The sequence below is a fragment of the Bacillus sp. AFS018417 genome, from assembly GCF_002560985.1.
Taxonomy (GTDB): domain Bacteria; phylum Bacillota; class Bacilli; order Bacillales; family Bacillaceae_G; genus Bacillus_A; species Bacillus_A rhizoplanae.
The window spans coordinates 59,156-77,865 of record NZ_NTTM01000004.1 but is presented as its reverse complement, the minus strand read 5'-3'; the positions used below and the strand labels follow the sequence as shown (position 1 = coordinate 77,865).

15 protein-coding genes and 1 pseudogene are annotated in these 18,710 nt (G+C 39.7%); 5 read left to right on the top strand and 11 right to left on the bottom strand.

Annotation, left to right across the window (positions count from 1 at the left end):
* Positions 1–93: 93 nt before the first annotated feature.
* The 4 genes from yhaM to CN326_RS02545 all read right to left on the bottom strand — a co-directional run bounded on the left by yhaM (position 94) and on the right by CN326_RS02545 (position 6,102).
* Positions 94–1,038: a 3'-5' exoribonuclease YhaM gene (gene yhaM, locus CN326_RS02560; protein WP_098305916.1), complete on the bottom strand. Its 945-nt coding sequence runs from the start codon at positions 1,036–1,038 to the stop codon at positions 94–96.
* Between the two features lie 44 nt (positions 1,039–1,082).
* Positions 1,083–3,944 (bottom strand): ATP-binding protein, encoded by a 2,862-nt coding sequence (locus tag CN326_RS02555; protein ID WP_098305914.1) that lies wholly within the window; start codon positions 3,942–3,944, stop codon positions 1,083–1,085.
* Positions 3,941–5,182 (bottom strand): metallophosphoesterase family protein, encoded by a 1,242-nt coding sequence (locus tag CN326_RS02550; RefSeq protein WP_098306259.1) that lies wholly within the window; start codon positions 5,180–5,182, stop codon positions 3,941–3,943. The genes CN326_RS02555 and CN326_RS02550 overlap by 4 nt, the downstream gene beginning before the upstream one ends.
* A 233-nt stretch (positions 5,183–5,415) precedes the next feature.
* Positions 5,416–6,102: a hypothetical protein gene (locus CN326_RS02545; RefSeq protein ID WP_098305912.1), complete on the bottom strand. Its 687-nt coding sequence runs from the start codon at positions 6,100–6,102 to the stop codon at positions 5,416–5,418.
* Positions 6,103–6,435: 333 nt separating this feature from the next.
* Between CN326_RS02545 and CN326_RS02540 the strand changes: the two genes are divergently transcribed.
* Complete coding sequence (locus tag CN326_RS02540) at positions 6,436–6,621, top strand: YhzD family protein (protein ID WP_098305910.1); 186 nt, start codon at positions 6,436–6,438, stop codon at positions 6,619–6,621.
* Positions 6,622–6,648: 27 nt separating this feature from the next.
* Here CN326_RS02540 and CN326_RS02535 read toward each other — a convergent pair whose 3' ends face one another.
* Positions 6,649–7,008 carry a hypothetical protein gene (locus CN326_RS02535; protein WP_098305908.1) on the bottom strand — a complete coding sequence of 120 codons (360 nt, stop codon included), beginning with the start codon at positions 7,006–7,008 and terminating at the stop codon, positions 6,649–6,651.
* A gap of 40 nt (positions 7,009–7,048) precedes the next feature.
* Here CN326_RS02535 and CN326_RS25505 point away from each other — a divergent pair, with 40 nt between their 5' ends.
* Positions 7,049–7,288 carry a YflJ family protein gene (locus tag CN326_RS25505; protein WP_483295624.1) on the top strand — a complete coding sequence of 80 codons (240 nt, stop codon included), beginning with the start codon at positions 7,049–7,051 and terminating at the stop codon, positions 7,286–7,288.
* Between the two features lie 74 nt (positions 7,289–7,362).
* Here CN326_RS25505 and CN326_RS02525 read toward each other — a convergent pair whose 3' ends face one another.
* Complete coding sequence (locus CN326_RS02525) at positions 7,363–7,689, bottom strand: nucleoside triphosphate pyrophosphohydrolase (RefSeq protein WP_098305904.1); 327 nt, start codon at positions 7,687–7,689, stop codon at positions 7,363–7,365.
* 171 nt (positions 7,690–7,860) lie between these two features.
* On the opposite strand from CN326_RS02525, the gene CN326_RS02520 reads away from it, so the two are divergent.
* Together CN326_RS02520 and CN326_RS02515 are read left to right on the top strand one after the other, a co-directional pair.
* Entirely contained in the window at positions 7,861–8,013 is a 153-nt protein-coding gene (locus CN326_RS02520; RefSeq protein WP_098305902.1) for a YflJ family protein, read from the top strand.
* Positions 8,014–8,195: 182 nt separating this feature from the next.
* Complete coding sequence (locus CN326_RS02515; protein ID WP_098305900.1) at positions 8,196–8,549, top strand: DUF805 domain-containing protein; 354 nt, start codon at positions 8,196–8,198, stop codon at positions 8,547–8,549.
* A gap of 382 nt (positions 8,550–8,931) precedes the next feature.
* On the opposite strand, the gene CN326_RS02510 is transcribed toward CN326_RS02515, so the two are convergent.
* Together CN326_RS02510 and CN326_RS02505 are read right to left on the bottom strand one after the other, a co-directional pair.
* On the bottom strand, positions 8,932–11,412 hold the full coding sequence (locus tag CN326_RS02510; RefSeq protein WP_218007838.1) for a bifunctional YncE family protein/alkaline phosphatase family protein: 2,481 nt from the start codon (positions 11,410–11,412) through the stop codon (positions 8,932–8,934).
* A 36-nt stretch (positions 11,413–11,448) separates the two neighbouring features.
* The gene (locus CN326_RS02505; RefSeq protein ID WP_098305898.1) at positions 11,449–14,580 is read right to left on the bottom strand and encodes an efflux RND transporter permease subunit; all 3,132 of its coding nucleotides are present in this window, start codon (positions 14,578–14,580) and stop codon (positions 11,449–11,451) included.
* Positions 14,581–15,151: 571 nt separating this feature from the next.
* Between CN326_RS02505 and CN326_RS02500 the strand changes: the two are divergent.
* Positions 15,152–15,311: pseudogene (locus tag CN326_RS02500) on the top strand (IS6 family transposase); the annotation flags it as partial.
* A 302-nt stretch (positions 15,312–15,613) separates the two neighbouring features.
* Here CN326_RS02500 and CN326_RS02495 read toward each other — a convergent pair.
* From CN326_RS02495 to CN326_RS02480, 3 genes are all read right to left on the bottom strand, one after another.
* Positions 15,614–17,092 (bottom strand): WD40/YVTN/BNR-like repeat-containing protein, encoded by a 1,479-nt coding sequence (locus CN326_RS02495; RefSeq protein ID WP_098305896.1) that lies wholly within the window; start codon positions 17,090–17,092, stop codon positions 15,614–15,616.
* Positions 17,093–17,528: 436 nt separating this feature from the next.
* Complete coding sequence (locus tag CN326_RS02485; RefSeq protein WP_098305892.1) at positions 17,529–17,738, bottom strand: hypothetical protein; 210 nt, start codon at positions 17,736–17,738, stop codon at positions 17,529–17,531.
* Between the two features lie 115 nt (positions 17,739–17,853).
* On the bottom strand, positions 17,854–18,672 hold the full coding sequence (locus CN326_RS02480) for a MerR family transcriptional regulator (protein WP_098305890.1): 819 nt from the start codon (positions 18,670–18,672) through the stop codon (positions 17,854–17,856).
* Positions 18,673–18,710: the final 38 nt, after the last annotated feature.

Here is an 18,710-nt window from a genome sequence, read left to right as displayed (position 1 = left end):
CAGTAGAGCTGATCATTTTTTTGTTCTACTTCACTTCAATAATCATAAAAAAAAGATTCTACCACGATAGTAGAATCTTTTTTGCAATCTTTTTTAGTTATGGAAAGTAGGTTTATAAAACGAACGATTATCAAGCGCAAAGACACGCTCTGTATATTCACCTGGTTTTGTACGGCTTAACGCACGATCCATCATGTTCATCTTCGCATCTAAGTTATCGATATAATGGAGAATTTCTGCTTCTTTTACAAGCGGCGGCTTCGGACTGCCCCATTCCGCTTTACCGTGATGGGATAAGACGATGTGCTGAAGAATCAATATTTCTTCTGCTTCAATTTGCAGCTCGTCTGCTGCTTTGCCAATCTCATTTACCATAATCGAAATGTGGCCAAGCAAGTTCCCTTCTAACGTATATGTTGTTGAAATTGGACCTGATAATTCAATAACTTTACCAAGGTCATGTAAAATAACGCCTGCATACAATAAATCTTTATCAAGGGACGGATATAACGCTGCAATTGCTTTTGCTAAGTCAAGCATTGATACAACATGATACGCTAGTCCCGATACAAATTCATGATGATTTTTCGTCGCTGCTGGATAATCTAAAAATTGACTTTGATACTTATTCAGCAAATGTCTCGTAATGCGCTGAATATTAGAGTTGCTCATTTCAAATATGTACTGTGTAATTTTCTCAACCATATCTTCTTTTTTGAGTGGCGCCTTTTCCACAAAGTCCGAAATATCCGTTACTTCATTCGAATTTGCCACTCGAATTTGTTTTACGCGAAGTTGAATGCGTCCTTTATAATTTTGAATATCTCCCGCTACTTTTACGATTGTTTCCGCTACATATTGCTGCTCTACTTCAGGTGACACATCCCATAGCTTCGCTTCAATATCTCCGCTTTGATCTTGCAAAATGACTGTTAAAAATGGTTTTCCGTTACTTGCGATTCCTTTTGTTGCCGACTTAATCATTAAAAATAACTCGACTTGCTCACCAACTTCATACTGTGCAATTTTCTTTTTCATATTCTTTCCTCCACCGTCATCGATATTGTTAGTATAGCATAACCTCACTGGTTTAACCTTTGCATTTCATCTTCTTCAAAGAAAGATAGAAGATGTTTATGACAAGTAAAGAAAATAACCTGCCGTTCTTTCGCTAATTCCTTCATAAGATGCACAGTCCGCTCTGTCCGCAGTACATCAAAATGTACAAAGCTATCATCAATAATAAACGGATACTGCCCTTCAAACGTATGCGCTAACGCAAACCGCAGCGATAAATACAGCTGCTCTGCTGTCGCTTGGCTTAATTCATGACTGTAAAAACGAAGTCCATCTTCTCTTTCTACAATAAACGGCTCTTCTGCATCTGGCGAAAAGACTTTTACATATTTTCCGCCTGTTAAATACACAAAGTATTCTTCTGCCTTTTGCAAAATGCGCGGCAGCTGCACTTCATGATAATACTTCTTCGTTTTACTTAATACAGCCTTTGCCGCAGCATATGCAGCCCACTTTTTCACTTGCTCACGCACTTGTGATTTTTTTAGTTCCCATTCATGAAGCACATCACCGTACGTACGACCATCTTCTAACTGGGAGATATCAAGACGCAGAGCTGCCAGTGTATTCGTCAATTCTTTTTCCTCGCGCATCAATTGTTCTAGCTGCTCCTGCTCTTTTTGGCGCTCCTCTTCGTAGCCTTCTAAACGGTAACCGGTCTCCAGCGCCGCAGTCATTAATCGTTCTTCCAACAAATCCATTTGCGGAATTAACCGATCAAGCTGCTGCTGCTTTTCTTCAATCTGCTCCGCTTGCTTTGCCGCCGTTAAAAAGGCCTCTTCATCAGTTGCCGCGGCAATGTCCCAAAGCTGCTGACGTTCTTCTAATAGATGATAAATCTGCTGCTCCACTGCCGCATACTCTTCTTTCCACGCAGCATCCTTTTCTTCCAACTGCTTTTTCTGCAATTGCTTTTCCTTTTCTTTCTGCACATCTTTACTCATACCATGTAAAAATAACGACGGTGTGTCCATGTTTCCTTCTGTAGAAACAGTTAGCTTCATTAGTTTATGTTCAAACTGCGAAATCATGTCTTCCTGCAGTTCTTTTCGTTCTTGCTGCTTCGCTAACTCACGGTACAATTGCTGCATCTTTTCAAGCCGTTCAAACGCCGGCAATATATGAGCATACGTAAAACTATCTGGCAGTGCGTACATCTCTTTATACGATTTCACCTGCTCATTCACCTGAAACAAATCACGCTCCCACTCATCATATTCAGAAAGAACGCGTTCATATCCTCGCTCAATTTGCTTTAACTTAAATTCCTCGCGCTCTAATAGCTTCCGCACTTCATCATCCTTCTCCAGACGATACCTTATTTCAAGCGCTTCATTACTTTCATGTCCCTCTGACGCAGACCCTTTAGAAGCAGAGCCCATATACATCACATACAAAACGACAAGGCCAATTAAAAGAAAAACACCAACAAACAATAACTTGCGATTGTCCATTAAAACGCCCGCAAGCAGCAGCAAAGCATTCATAACGAACAGTACCATCGTAGCTTTATTCATCTGCGGTGCGGTGTTACTTCGTTTCTGTCCTTGTCCTCTTTGCTGGGACGCTGCACTTTGCGCTTTTGGCAAATGTCTCTCCCGCTCTTCTTCAGACATCGTTTGCGCTTTGAGCCTGTTAACTGCTTCCTCTTGTTCCTCTAACTGTTCCTGATCTGTTTTAAATCTTTCATCTAACTGTTGCTTACGCTTCTCTAACTCTTTTGCTTGCTGCATCATCTGCGTAATTGTTTCCTTCATAGCCAAACTCGTCTGAAAAGAAAGAACATCCTCACGCGCAAACGCTATCCCGATTTGCTGCTGCAAATCTTGTATTTCTTCCTCTATATGTGAAATACGCCCCGTCAAATCCCGCACTTCTTGCAGCGCTGCTTCATAAGACATATGCTGCAAACGAAGCTCTTCCACATACACCTCTTGCTGAAGCAATTCTTCGTTTACTTGCAGTGCTTCTATTTCAATTTGGGCTGCATTCAATTTCTTTTGCAGTGCATCTCCTTGCAGCTGAAGTGGTTCAAGCCGTGCTTTTACCGCTTCATAACGCTTTAGACCATCAACTGGAAACGCATGTCCCGCATGTTGTTCTAAAAAGCGTTCACACGCACGTTTTTCTAGAAACAGTGGCTGCAACGCTTCTAGCACTTCATAATCTTGTTTTCGTTTTCCTGCTTCTTGCTGCTCTGTGCGAATGAATGTAAGACGCTCTTCTATACTCTTTTTCTTTTTCACAAGCTCTTCATACGCCGCAATCTTTCCTTGCCAATCAGCCAGCTGATCTTGCAGCTTTTTTAGCTCCTGCAATGCTACATTAATTTCGGGCTTACGGCCATTTGGCTTAAAGCGCTGCTCCATTTCTTTCTCAAGCATTTTTTCGAGTCGTAATAACCCGTCGCTGCCAACTGCACTTGCCGAAAATAAATAGTTGCCAATATCGTTTTCACCGATATGGTGAATATTTTGCAAACCATGCATATCAAATGAAAAAACAGAATCAAACAACTGCTCATTCATTCCGTTTAACAGCTGCTTTAAAACATCTTCGCCGCCTGTTTTTCCATCCGCAAAATAAATTGTCACTTCCCCGGCCGCTGTTTTCGGAAGACGTTCAATTTTTAAGCGTCCATACTCCTCAGTAAAAACCGTAATTGCTCCGCCGTATTTCCCGCCTTCTTTCGGCTCATAGCGGCGCTGCCCTCTTGTTGGAAAACCAAACAATACGCTCTTCATGAACGAACGAATCGTTGACTTACCTGCTTCATTTTCTCCGTACAATACTGTAAGCATGGAAAGGTTGAGCTCGACATTTTCTAATTTTCCATATCCGTAAATATGAAGCTTTTCAATTCTCATGCTTTGCTCCTCTCTTGCTCTAGTAATTGCTCTAAAATAATATTCTCGGCGCCCTTTTGAATCTCTTTCTTTTCTTCCTCAGAAAATGAATGAAGTACCTTCCTTGCAACCGGTGAAGTCCAAATCATCCGCAGCACCTCATCCATACTAGAAAATGACTCAAGCTCCTGCAGCACATTCCCAATAAAATGATTCTCTTTCTTCAGCTTCTCAATTTCCGCAAACGAAATCGTTTCATTCTTCCATTTCACGACGTGTACAAAATTACTGCGCTCCTCACCTGACGCTACAATATGAAGGATTTCCTCGACGCGCTTCTCATCACGTAAATAAGAAGCAAGCGGGCCTTGCCCTGTAAACATCATCGTCACAAGCAAACCTTCCTCTTCTTTTCGAACACCGTTCATATTCTCTGTACATGCATGGATAAGATCGTCAACTGTCTCTAGCTCATCAATGTTGATAGAAATCTCATCCCACACAACATCTGCCGTACTGAAAAATGTCAATTCCGTCCCTTGCTTAGACAAGGAAACAACATACGCACCTTTCTCTCCTGTTTCCTTTCGGTGCCGCCCTTGAATATTGCCAGGATACACGATGCTCGGTTCTTCTGTTAACACTTCACGCTTATGTATATGACCAAGCGCCCAGTAATCAAACTGCTTTTCCTTCAATTCACGAATTTGAAACGGCGCGTACCGATTATGCTCGGCATCTCCTTCAACGCTTCCATGAAGCATCCCAATATGAAAAGGCGCACCCGTCATCTTTTTATATTGCTCTGTCATATTATCCGTCACAGCTTGCTGCTGATAACTAAATCCATAAAGGGATGCCAGCAGCTCACCGTTTTTATAAAATGATTTTTCTTCTATATAAGGCTCTGTAAAAATATGTACATTACTCGGAAACTCAATTGCCGCCCAACTTCCGCCTAAATGATCATGATTGCCGTGAATCACATATACGGGAATGTCATACTGCGCCAAACGCTTCATTTGCTCACGAACAAACACCTGCGCCCGTAAACTTCTCGTCTCCGCATCATACAAATCACCCGCAAGCAAAACAAAATCAACCTGTTCTTGAATCGCTTTATCAACAATGCGCGCAAACGAACGAAACGTACTTTCCTTCATTCTTTCCCATATAAAAGCTGGCACATTCAATTCCATCCCTTTAAACGGACTATCCAAATGCAAATCTGCCGCATGAATAAACTTTACTTCTTTCACACTGTAACGTCCTTTCTCCGTCATACTTGGCTCTATTTTAACACGGAATGTCACATGCTTGTCTTATTCCAAGGCTAAAAAAAGAAGCAACTGAACGTCATAGTCTTCAGATTAAAAGTTTATATAAAAAAAATTTTAGTCTTCTATAAGACAATGAAAATAAGCCAAATGTAAAAAACATCCAGCTTTTTTCATTACCTCGCTCGTTACGTTTTCCTGCTTATACTTTAGCCTTATTTTACTTTTGCTTCCTCACCTTGTGTTTCCAACTTATTAAGTAATTCATGATATCTTTGCATTTCTTGCTCACTACTATCCCAGTTTTCTCCGTAAATATGATTCACTGTGTGCCCTGACATTTCTAAAATAAAAGTGCTATTATCATCACTTCGTACTGATAAGTAAGTATTTTCCCCTTCTTTATATGCTTTAACGGGATGTGAATTTTTTAATTTCTCCATACTTGGTTGCCCTGCCTTCTCTAGTACAATCGGCACATAATGATCCGCTACAATCCTCCGAAGTGAATTTTCACTAACATCACTCACTTTAAATGTTTGAAACTGTAATAGCGTTATACTCATCCATGATTCATCTAGTTTCTTTTTCCATTTTTCAGCTTCTTTTTCGTCAAATTCAGCAATAGCCTTTCTCTCTTCTTCACTTATATTCGGCGTCGTATTTCCATCTGTTTTATGATAAAGGTTATATAATTTCCCGGCACGGAAAACGAGAGTAAGAGACAGTGTAATTAACAAATAAATATACCATTTGTTATATCGCCGAGATTTACTTTCCTTTTTCCTATCTTCCTTCCCGCCAACATCTGAAAAACTCGTTTTACTTTCCTCTATTTCCACCATTCTATTTTGTTCTTTATTAAGAGAGATTGGCTTAGACTTGTCATGATTTTTCTCCACTTCATTCATCCTCTTTTCTATTTGTGCACAAACAAATGCTTTCATTGTAACGATTACGCTTTAAATATTATTCCTTTAAATGGATTAAGCTTTCGTAATTGCATATTTCCCTAATTCTGCAAAAATATCATAACAAATAAAACACTTTCACTTTGTCATATTTCGTCGAAAAAAAGATAAAAAAAGGGTTATCTACCTTTTTCTTCAAAAATAAAATAGATACAAAATTCATCTTACTTAATACCAATCATGTCGCATATTTCTTTTGCATAATCGCTCATTTTATGACACAATAGTTATAACATTCTGATTATTTATTTTGGAGGGAATTTCATGGGCGTATACACACTAACAGTTTTCGAAAAAGACGGTTCCAAAGTACTAGACGAATCATTTGAGGCTTCGACTGAAACAGAAGCAAAATCAAAAGGCGAAACCCTTTTACGAGAAAAACAATTGTATGACCACACACACCGCTGCACATCTTCAAGCGGAAAGCTTGTCTTATTCCAACGCTAAAAAAAGAAGCGTCTGACCGCTTCTTTTTCACACTATATCTTCTTCACACCACAGAAACACAACTTCTACGATTCGATTACCTAATCGAACGCGCTTATTCCACATTCCTGCTTGAATAAGGCGCTTTAACTCATCCTTCATTTTATCCGTCCAATCAAGAATACTCTCTCTCTTATCGTACGGATAAATACTTGGGAACTCTTCATGCAAGAGACGCAAACTTTCCGCATCTAGATGAAAATGAAAAAAATAATTCGCAGTAAGAGAAGGCTCCTGCAATTGTAAAAACTGGTGGTCAATTTGCTTTTTATTACGATAAAACGTAAAAATATTGACCTTCCCACTCGTAATCTGATCAATTTGAATTTCGTGCTTTTCAATAATCACGCTGTTCAAGCCACCTCAACATATACTACTTCTAGTATATATGTCTTCGACGGAGAAGTTAACTACTTTCATATGGAAATTCATCATTCCGCCAAAAAATACAATCAGAATAACCCAAAACAAGAAAGGAAGCGATTATATGCATTTCGGTAGCAAAGGTTGGTATGTAAACGAACTTAAAAAATTAGGTATCCGTTACTATGAAGGTAGAAAACTAGAGTCATATCGTACGCATATTTTGGCTGGGTTGTTAGAGAAAGTTAAGAGGCAGTCGGCTTAATTTAAAGAAGCTCCTTCTTAGGTGGAAGGAGCTTTTTCATTGAAAATATATATGTAACTAATAAACTATCCTACTTAATTATCACTTACCTCAATCAAAAAATTCCTTTCTTCAAATCCACCGCGTTTTTCTGCCTTTTCTTTACGAACTTTCTCCACGTCTTCCATCATTACGCCTTCATGCTGTGCTAGTGCGTTTACAAGTTCTAATAAATCAGCTAGTTCTTCTATTTTATGCTCCAGAGTTTCTGCTTCTACATACTCTACTAACTCTTCTTGTGTTTTTTTACGTATTTCTTCTATGTATTCTCGTTCATCTAAAATTCTTATTGTGCATGTTTTTCCGTTACTTTCAATAATTTCTGGAATGCGATCTCTTACTAACTTGTTGTAAACTGGCATCTTAATTCCTCCAATACTTTGATTCTATTATTTTATCACACAAAATTTTCCATTTCCCTTAAAGTAAACAAGTGACATCTGCAGAAAAATCCACATTTTTCGCAAGTAAAACAAGCTTTCCTTTTCATACTCAAGCATATACTGTTAAAAATTCAAAAGGAGCATGTTCACATGTATTACGGAACTAAAGGCTGGTACGTGTATGAGTTGAAAAAGCTTGGGATTAATTATTATGAAGGACGAAAATTGGAGAGTTACCGGGCGCATGTTTTGCGGAACTTGTTGTTGAAAGAACAGGAGGAAAGAGAAAAAGAAGATAAATAAGACCTCTACGTCGGCGGCGTAGAGATTAGAGGGCACTCATATAAAACCAAGAGAAACCTTAAGAAATTAAGGTTTTTTTCTATAGAATTGAGGTTTTCCTTTTATTGTCTAGACAGTATTACCAAGAAATGTTATATTACCATTTTATAATTATTATTAAGCTAAACAAGGAGGAACCTTGCATGCAATGGTATTTACAAGCATTTAAAAACTATGCAGGATTTCAAGGAAGAGCTCGTCGTAAAGAATACTGGATGTTTTTCCTTTTTAACTTCATTATCACGATTGTATTAGAAATCCTTTCGGCAATGTCAATTGTATTTTTAATACCTTTCTTACTTTATGCTATCGCGATCATATTACCATCTTTAGCTGTTGGTGCTCGCAGACTGCACGATACCGGAAGAAGCGGATGGTGGCAACTGCTGAGCCTTATTCCTTTCGTCGGTGGTATCGTTCTCATTGTATTCTTTTGCCAGGATAGTGAAGAATACGATAACGAATATGGCCCATACCCTAAGTTTAAAACGAACTAATGCTATTATTCTAACTACATAAGCAAATAAATAGCCCGTGAAGATTTTCTTCATGGGCTATTTCTCTTTTTCTTTTATTTGTGGTACAGTTCTCCGTAATTAACCGTAAAGTGAAACTTCCGGGGGGTTTTCTTCATCCCCCACTGACGGAAAGCCCGCCCAATCGGGCACATGCCAGCAGTTATCCATCACCTAGCTTCTTTGCTTATCTTTGAATCTTGAGGTAGGGGTCTTACTGCCCACGAATAGCGGGATAAACGAAAAATGACTTGAGTTGCTACATATGTAGCCTCAAGTCATTTTTCTCTTTACTGGATGATTAGTCTCAAAATCAGGCGATGGTTCGGTATTACTAAAGTAGCGGCCGTTTGGCTATACTAATCTACCATTTAAAATTAACTGTGCCCTTATCTTCCGCTTCTTCTGCACCATTGATCTGTATTGGCTTACGGAAGTTTGATTTTGGTTCAGGCATTTGGCTGTCCGCGCCTTTGATGCTTTTCCAGATAGCTTCGTTAAGCAGCGGTTCAGACGCGCTGTCTGAGACCTCAAGATTCATTTGGGCTGATTCGGCGGCCATTGGAGCATTCTTTGGATTTAGCTCGTCAAGTGACTGCTTTGGAACGATCGCCTTATAAGGTTTATAATTCGGCTTATCCGTAAAGCTATTTACCATTGGAGTTGCCGCTGCGTCAAATTGTGTCATCGGCGGTACTCCAACAATCAATTCCATCGTGCGCAGCATGGAAGTGGTCGTATAGAACGTAGAATCCACCTTGCCCGTTTGCGTATACGGGCTGATTACAAGAGCTGGCGTACGGTGAGAGTCAACGTGATCGGAGCCATTTTGCGCATCGTCCTCGGTAACGAAAATCGCTGTATCCTTCCAAAATTCGGAGTTCGAAACAGCTTCTACGATGCGACCTAACGCCAGATCGTTATCCGCCATCATTGCTCTCGCAGTTGGTCTACCTACTGATGTCCCGACGGTATGGTCATTAGGCAATCGGAGAAACTGGACAGTTGGCATCTTGCCTGCCTCTTCAAAAGTCTTAAACTCTCTTAACCACTCATCCGCTCTCTTCTGATCTTTGATATGCAACCCATCGCCTGGGTAAGCGGCATCTGTTTTTGCTGCCAGCTTCGGCATCGTAGAAGGTGCTATGCCGTTTCGAGCATAAAATCCGTAATTGCGATAATCGATGCCAGCTTGGTCCAGACTGTCCCATAAATAGGCATTATCAACATTATCGCTTGGTGCCGTAGATAACTTGTTTTCGCCTTCCCAATCATAATCACGTGCCCGTCCGCCGTACCAATGAGGCCAAGTCTTTTGCGTATACGAATTGGCCATAGCTGCCGTGGACCAATTCCAGCCATCCGCAGAAACATCAGCATCCGCATAAAAATTGTCGATCGTGCTGAATTGGCGGGCCAACTCCCGGTGATTCGGCGCCGACTCATCCCCGAACAGATTCAAGCTTGGATCCCCATTTCCTTTTTCCAAGGAACCAAATACTTGGTCATAAGTCCGGTTTTCCTTCAAAATATAAATCACATGCTTAATCTCGGAAGGATCCCCGACATGGCGAGGAATAACTTGCTTCGCCTCATTTGAACTGACGCGAACCTTATCCCGTTCATTAAACCCGTTGTTCTCAACTACCTGCTTTGTATACTTGTTAAGCTGCCCTTTGTCCGGCACATCGATGATGGAAAGTGTTCCTTTCGTCATCGAGGAGGTTTTTTGATCATCCGGAACAGTCTTTTTAATGGTAGGATCTGGACCATTCGGGTTAGGACCGGCTCCGAATCCTTTAGCATTGGCTACAAACAGCTGCTCTCCATCCTTGGAAACCTCCACTGCAGACGGATACCAGCCGGTTGGAATCATCCCCTCGATCTTTCCGTGTTTAGTATCGATGACGACTACATCGTTATTACCAGCGTTGGCCACATAAAGTTTCTCTCCATCCTCAGACACGGCCATTGCGTTGGGACTGCTTCCTTCTTGTGCACCTTTGTAAGGAGAGAGATCAATCGTTTGCTGCACCTTGCGTGTCTCGGTGTCAATAACAGAAATGCTATCGCTATCACTGTTGGTAACATACATAAGTTTTCCATTTGCACTTAACTTCAGGGCGCTCGGATGGGAACCGACTTTGATCTGATCCACCGCTTCTCCTGTTACCGTATCTATGACCGAAACCGTATTCCCGCCCCAGTTGCTTACATACGCAAACCCACCGTCATTGGAAAGCTTAACAGTGTAAGGATTATGCCCAACCGGAATCGTTTTGGTGACCTGTCCGGTTTGGACATCAATGATCGACATGGAATCATTCAGGTTATTGGCCACGTACAAGAACTTACCGTCCTTTGAAATGTCCAGTCCCGCCGGGAAGAAATCCACATTTTTCGGTAGTACAATCGGCTGCTTTTCCGTTAGACGCTGTCCCTCGACATCATAGACGCGAATCTTTTGATTGCCTCCGGTAGTAGCATACACATGTTTGCCATCAGGACTATAGGTGACACCCCAAGTCAGGGATTCTGGATATTTGTACTCCAGAGTTTGAATGACCTCCCCGCTCTTCACATCAACGACCATCATGGAATGGATGGATGTTCCACTGTTGGCGTACAAAATGGTTTTTCCATCCGGGCTCATGACTGAAGCGAAAGGCTTATCACCCAACTTCACTTGTTTTCCGGCGGGCGTGATGGTCCAGCCGTTTGCTGGTTTTTCAATTTGCGCTCCCCAAGGGAATTGGTTATAAGCAGCCAAAGCCGCTGTTCCTCCACCGAATGTCAAACTTACAGCCAAAGTTACCCCCATCCACTTCTTCCATTTCGTTTTCATATTCTCACTCCTTACCAAGATTTTGTATGTGCAAAACTATATAACTTGTTCAACTTCCACGATTTTTCCTGAATCAAGTGCTGATTTCCGATTCATCCATTCATACATGATAGGGATGATAAACAAGCTAATGCATGTTGATGTGAGCATACCCCCTACAACCACAATTCCGAGAGTCTGCGTCACAATCGTGTCGCCTCCGGACGTAAAACATAGGGGAAGGACCGTTAAGATGGTTGTACCCGCTGTCATTAAAACGGGACGAATCCGTGTCAGTGTACCTCGCAGTACAGCATCTCGCGGAGTCATTCCTTCCCTGAAGTTCCGTTCGATTTTGTCCACAAGTACGATTCCGTTAGTCACAACAATTCCGGTGAGCATCAACAGCCCGACAAAAGCGCTCAAATTCCACTCTTTACCGAATAGAATCAGCCCCCAGACGGAACCGATCAAGGCTAAAGGGATGCAGACGAGAACAGACATCGGAACCTTCCAGCCTCGGAAAAAAGTACTGACGATAAGGAGAACCAACAGCGTCGATATCCCCAACGCGATAGCCGTTTCGACCACCATTTGCTTCACCTGTTCCGAAATTCCGCCAAAGGTATACGTAACTCCCGGCGGCATTTGCACATCCTTCAAAATGTGCTCCACTTGGTCAGTGACCTCTCCCACATTCCTTGAGATAACATCAGCCGATACGACTGCAAAAGGATGCCCATCCCGTTCACGGATAACCGGATTGCGAAAATTGTGCTGAAGGGTTGCCAACTTGTTAAGAGCGACAACGCTTCCATCCGTTGCGGTAAAAGTTTCATTGGCTAATGCGTCAATGATGTTTTGTCCCGGCAGGACGGTAGCATCTGCTGCCACAGGTACGGCTTCCACTGAAGTGACCGCATCATTTTCCAGGATAATCGGAACTTCTCCAGAATTGATTTGGACCGAGAGCTTTTCCCCTTGAGAAAGATAAGGCTTGATCCGCTCTAGGACATCCTCCACTTTAATTCCAGTACGCTGAAGCTCATCTCGATTAATGTTTAATAGGTAAATAGAGTTGCTGTCATCGTTATCCGCTGCCCCTTCCACACTTAAGCCCTGTACTAACTTCATCTTGCTTTGGATAACTCGCGCCTGTTGTTCCAGCGTAGCGGTATCCGCTCCTGTAAGAACCACCTTCAACCTCGAGTCGTCCCCGGAGATATTCATATTCGTGACCGTAAACAACGCTTTGCTCGGGATAGCTTTGACTTTTTTGGTCAGTATCTCCGAGTAGGCTTCCACATCTGTTCCCTTTTTCACCGCGACAGTGATGTTAGCTACATTATTGCGTGGAATCCAGCCTCCACCTTCATCAAACACATCGTCAAATTGAGGCAGAAAATTGGAGCCAATCGTAGCCGAAAAGGTATCAATAGCAGGCTCCTTGCCTAGCACATCTTCAATCTTTTTCACCTCAGCATTAACCTGGGATAGGGAACTATTTTCCGGGAGCTCCACCTCAATATTGATTTCCCCCGAACGTCCCATTGGCAAAACATTAGCGGGCAGGAGCAGCGCTGCAACCACTGTAACAGAAAACACCCCTGCACAAACCGCTGTCACTGTCTTCTTGCGTGGCAGTGCCCAACTAAGCATACGGTGAAGAATGTTTTCCATCCGTTTGCTGTCCCCCTTGAGGGAACCTTTATTCAACCAAAATAGCGACAGACCCGGTATCACTACTAGTGACACTACCAAGGAGGTTACTAGCGCAATCACCACCGACCAGGCGAATGTTGAGAATGCGGCACTAATCATCCCTCCAACTAAAGCGATAGGGATAAACACAGCCACTGTTGTTGCCGTTGAGGAAACAATCGCTGGAATCATTTCCTTTACAGCTCCTGCAATGACAGGAATCGTAGCCTTTCTTCCAGTCTCCTTCACCCGACGATAGATATTGTCCAAAATAACAATTGAATCATCGACGACTCGGCCCATCGCCACCACCAAACCGGATACAGTGAGCATATTCAGGGTAATGTCCATTGCCTTTAGAAAGCCGGTTGTCACCAAGAAACAAATTGGCAGCGTCAAGGCGATCAGCAATGTAGCCCGAACATGGCGAAGAAAAGCAAAAACACAAATCATGGCAAACAAACTGCCCAATACCCCTTCCTTTAGCAGACCAAAAAGAGACTTTTGAACTTGAGCCCCGTAATCATAAAGGATGTTCATCTGCACGTCTTCGGGCAGTTTCGCCTGGACTTCATTCACCCGTTGTTTAATTCGATTCGATACATCTGTCACATCGGAGGAGGGCGTTTTCAGCACATCGATAAGGACGCTCGGTTTACCGTCCGTTCGCGAAATCGTCTTTAGATCTACCATGCCTTCGGATACATCGGCCACAGAGGAGAGATCTACCGATTTGCCCTCAGCATTGCTTATCTTTATCTGCTTCAGCAGCTCAGGATTGATAGTCTCGCCTGTTACTTGAATCGGAATTAGAGCCTGCTGACTCTGAATCTTTCCTTTCGGCCATACCGTATTGGCGGAAGACAACGCTTTCTCGACGTCTTTCAACGTCAGCCCGTTTTTTTTCAATTCATTCATGCGGACCGTTACGACATAACCTTTCTGTCCTGTCCCCGTAAGGCGTACTTCTTTTACCCCCGGAACATACTCCAGCTCCTTTGCTACCTTTGTTTGGATTTCTGTGCGAAGCTGTTTCTCGTCGGTCGCTGTCCCTTTACTTACTAATCCGATTCTCATCATAGGAAAAGAGTGAGTACTGACTCTCGTGACCACCGGTTTTTCGACTCCTGCTGGAAACTGATAACTGTTCAAGGCTTGAATAATCTCCTGTTCCGCCTTTTGCACGTCAAAATTGAGCGGAAAATAAAGACTGGCAAACAACCCTCCATCATAGGAGTTGGTTTCTAGATATTGAAGCCCATCTATTCCTCTCACAGCTTTTTCCACCGTACTTGCAACATCGCTTTTCACCTGATTGGCATCAAAGTTCTCCGCCCTTACCGTAATCATCAAGGTCGAATTGTTAATGGCAGGCATGTAATCACGCTGCATTTGATAAGCTGAAATCCCGCCCCACAGCATAATCAGAAGGATCGACATTATAACCAGCACAGAACGTTTCGTTACTGCTTCTATCAATCGTTCCATCGTTTTTTATCTCCTTCTTTAGCATGTAGAATATCGTCTGCTACCTTTTCCGTTCCGCTCTTTTCATTTTTTATTCGCTCTTCCTTTGTTGCCTTGTAAAAAATTTTGATTAAAAATACGCTATGAACGTTGATTTATCAACAAGACTTCGTTTTACCCCGCATTAACGGGCAGTAAGACCCCCACCTCAAGATTGAGAGAAAAGCAAAGAAGAAAGGAGGGAATAACTGCCCGTTAATGCCCGATTGGTGAGAGCTTTCCATCAGTGTGGGATGAAGAAGACCCCCACTGATGGAAGTTTCACTTTATTTTTTGAAAAAAGGTTGATCAAAACCCCTCTGATGTTTCAGACCATATAATTTAGAATAAAGTTCGAGAAAAAATGTTCATAAGTCTTGTTTTATCAACGTTCTTATAAGATATGTACTGTATTTAAATCAATCTTTTTTATAAACGGTGCAACTTTATCACAAACGGTCGAGCTTTATTTTAAATTCCCCCTTCAGAATCAAATTTGCTTTTCCACTTAATCGTAAGCGACAAAATTTAATAGAGCGTAAATCCAATGTAAAATTTTCGTAATCTTGTGGAAATGATGGAATAACGAGGGTTATCAATGGCTCATACGACCATTATGTGGTGGGATCATCAGTATAGTTCTGAATTAGACAAGCCATCCAAAACGTACAAATGATTCATGGAGAATATACGAGATGTATATCAAAGTAAAACAATTGCCAAAATGTTGGAATCTACTTTGCGCTTTCAAGTATAGATACAGCTTCTATCCCTATTAACATCATTCTTGCTACAGAAGTAGATAAATAGCCCATGAAGATTTTCTTCATGGGCTATTTCTACTTTTCCTTTATTTGTGATACGGTTCAGTGTTACACCTACAACGGAGATCATTCTATTTATCTCTTTTTTCCTACTCAAAAACATATGTCAACATTTACTTCAAATGCTTTTCTTATCTTACTATTCATTTCATCAATAATATATCATTATTTAATTCTAGTACTAACTCTAACTATTTTTTTACTTCTTTTACAAATTCCCATGTTTCTCCTTTATCTTTTGATTGATAAAGTGCACTGCTATCGCCATTATAGTCCCCATCTGCTCCTTGTCCAACTAACATATTAAAAACTCCATCTTTCTCATAAAGCATACCTGGAGAATCAAAAGGACTTATTATAGACTGTGTAGTATCTAATTTCACTTCATGAGGTGGATAATTTACCTTTTTAAAAGATATGCCCCCATCATCTGTACGGTATAACTCTCCCTCAGTACCAGAAGGTCTAACTGCTCCTAAAAATCCAAGTTTATCATTTATAAAAGTTATTCCTGATACACTACCAATTCCTCCAATGAATGGGTCTGTATTTATAACCTCCCATGTTTTACCTCCATCAATAGTCTTGCTTAGTGAATAAAACGTACTTCCTAGTGCTTTATCTGTCATATTTAGTTTATAACCAACTTCTTTTGATAGGTAAAACTGTTCCTTGTTATTCGTTACATCTTGTTGCTTCTCTTTAGAACTCTTTTGCTTTGGATTCGTATTTGGTTTACTCCAATTCGGATCACCTATTAAGTTATATCTAGCAGGTATTATCTCCTTCTCTTTTCCAGGGACAAATATGGATACTGTATATCCAATTATTTCAGAAGTTGCTTCTTCAAGCTTATGCTCCTTACCATCCTCATTAATATTAATAATTCCCTCTGTATTGTATCCCCAATTTCTTTTTCCATAATAAATTAATCCATACTTACTTTCATTCCACTTACTAACTGTTTGCTTAACTGGAATAGCCTTAACCGTTTTAATTAGAGGTTCTACTAGTTTATCATCATCATAATCAGGATTTGCATATCCATTTCGTATTACAGTAATATCTTGTGACTTCTTCTTATCATAGGCTATTAAATAAGTTTCCTCTTTCCCGTGAGCATTTTTCCCATAAACAAATGTATCAAATGCTGTAATTGTTCCATCTGAATTAAATGTAAGGTCGAAATCACTTGCCATATATAATTTCTTTGGCAAAGGATATTTTTTATTTATATCTTCAAAAATACCTTCTACTCCATATTGATATATGTTGTTATGTTCAAATTTAACTGATCTTTCATGTTTTAATTTTTCTATAAACCATGCAAGTTTGCCATTATAATTTACTGCACTTTTATAAATCTGCACCCCATAAAATGATGTGATTACAACAAGAATGATAATAGAAATGTATTTCCATGCAGTTAAATTAGTTAATTTTTTAGATTCATATTCTCTATCTTTTATAATTCTCATTGTAGTAAATGTAATTACAGATATAAAAAATACTAAACATAATAATAAAATATAAATATTATAATTCATTCTTCCATACTTACAGAATGAAGCTAACTCATAACAAAAAATCCAGTATCCAATTATTAATATTGGGTTTGTTAATAATGATATAAGTATCCTTTTTGCATTTCTCCTAAATATGTAAATCACTCCTAATCAAATTTATTAAATATAATGCATCTACATAAAGTATACTTTGTTTTACCAAATATTTGTATAATCCTTTGTTCATCATATTACTTAATTACATACGAATGAAAGTTAACGTAACCGGAATTGATATAGTAATGAAAAGAAAAGAAAATAAAAAAGCACTCCATCATGCACAGATGAGCGCTAATTTTTATAAAAATGATTCCGAAAATGACCCATTTTACTTTTTGGAGGAATCATCTCTGGTCACCATATCCTGGTAAGTCGCCTGTTCGCTTCCGATCTTGACATCGGCGATAAAAATCTTCCGTTCTTTTACCGGACCAGGTTTCGGTTCGCCGTACTTGAAATCTCTGGAACGGCTATATATGCAGAAGAATTCCAAGTTTCGATTTAAAAATAGGAAAAAGTTCGGCATATAACCGAACTTTTTTCATCTGTTTATCACTTCAATAAAAGATGTATCCCCATTGTTCCTAATTGTAGAATGGAATTTTTGATTTTCTAATGTCTCAGCAACTTGTTCTAATTTTTGTACATCATTATGATGAATGAGTAAACTGTCTGATCCACTTTCTTCAATGTGGATATGTTCAATATTACCAATGGCTTTGTGTACGGTTTGTAAAAAATCGGGTTTCATAAATAAGGCCTCCTATATTTACAGTTATTTGCTTCTATTATTTCCTTATTTATGAAAAATTAGGCCGGTTGATAAACGAATCTTGGTAATTTTGTTTTTTTAACTTGCATATATCCTAACCATCAACTGACTCATTATTTTCGATAAGCATTTGAATTTGACAGCTATACGATTCTGTATTAAAGAAATCATTAAATAACTCCACCTCAATAAAACTTTTAACTTTTAAATTATATTCTTTTATATATTTAATTATTTTATTTCTACGTTCCTCCTCATTCTCTTTACTATAGGCTAAAGTTAAATACTTTCCCTTTGGTAATATTTTTATATTTTGTTCCACTTCTATATTAGAATTCCCTTGAAATCCACTAAAAACATATTTTGGTTCTGCATCCCCCTCTGAATCAAAGTTATATATGATTCCTCTTTCCAGCGACATTTTTACTTCTTTATCTTGAATGATTTTCTCTAAATCTGAATAATAAAGTAACTCCTGTAAACTCCCCACTTCTTTACATGGTGCTACAATTACATAACGCTCTTCCAAAGATTTAATAGATATTTCATCATTATTTAATATCGCTTTAGAAGTCTCTACCTTCATATGTAAGCTATCAATGGTTTTGATTACTTCTTGCATTTTATTTATGTTTTCTTCTGCTTCATCTCTTTTTAATTGTAAAAATTGCAGTAATTTCTCCGTATCACAATCCTTAAAAATCTCTTGAAGTTCTACTATACTCGTTCTTAACTCTCTACAGCTTTTTATAATATCTATGTGAATAAATTGATCTATAGAATAATATCTATAACCTGTTGTTTCATCAATATATCTTGGAATAAGAATTCCCATTTTGTGATAATATCTTAACGCTTTTATTGTAATGTCTTTCATTTTTGCAACTTCCCCAATAGAAAATAAGTTTTTCACCCGAATCACTTCCTTTATATATTTTCTTACATCCTTGT

Coding starts and splice junctions, on each gene's coding strand:
- yhaM (WP_098305916.1), bottom strand. CDS start 1,038: ATGAAAAAGAAAATTGCACAGTATGAAGTTGGTGAGCAAGTCGAGTTA.
- CN326_RS02555 (WP_098305914.1), bottom strand. CDS start 3,944: ATGAGAATTGAAAAGCTTCATATTTACGGATATGGAAAATTAGAAAAT.
- CN326_RS02540 (WP_098305910.1), top strand. CDS start 6,436: ATGGGCGTATACACACTAACAGTTTTCGAAAAAGACGGTTCCAAAGTA.
- CN326_RS25505 (WP_483295624.1), top strand. CDS start 7,049: ATGTCTTCGACGGAGAAGTTAACTACTTTCATATGGAAATTCATCATT.
- CN326_RS02525 (WP_098305904.1), bottom strand. CDS start 7,689: ATGCCAGTTTACAACAAGTTAGTAAGAGATCGCATTCCAGAAATTATT.
- CN326_RS02520 (WP_098305902.1), top strand. CDS start 7,861: ATGTATTACGGAACTAAAGGCTGGTACGTGTATGAGTTGAAAAAGCTT.
- CN326_RS02515 (WP_098305900.1), top strand. CDS start 8,196: ATGCAATGGTATTTACAAGCATTTAAAAACTATGCAGGATTTCAAGGA.
- CN326_RS02510 (WP_218007838.1), bottom strand. CDS start 11,412: ATGAAAACGAAATGGAAGAAGTGGATGGGGGTAACTTTGGCTGTAAGT.
- CN326_RS02505 (WP_098305898.1), bottom strand. CDS start 14,580: ATGGAACGATTGATAGAAGCAGTAACGAAACGTTCTGTGCTGGTTATA.
- CN326_RS02485 (WP_098305892.1), bottom strand. CDS start 17,738: ATGAAACCCGATTTTTTACAAACCGTACACAAAGCCATTGGTAATATT.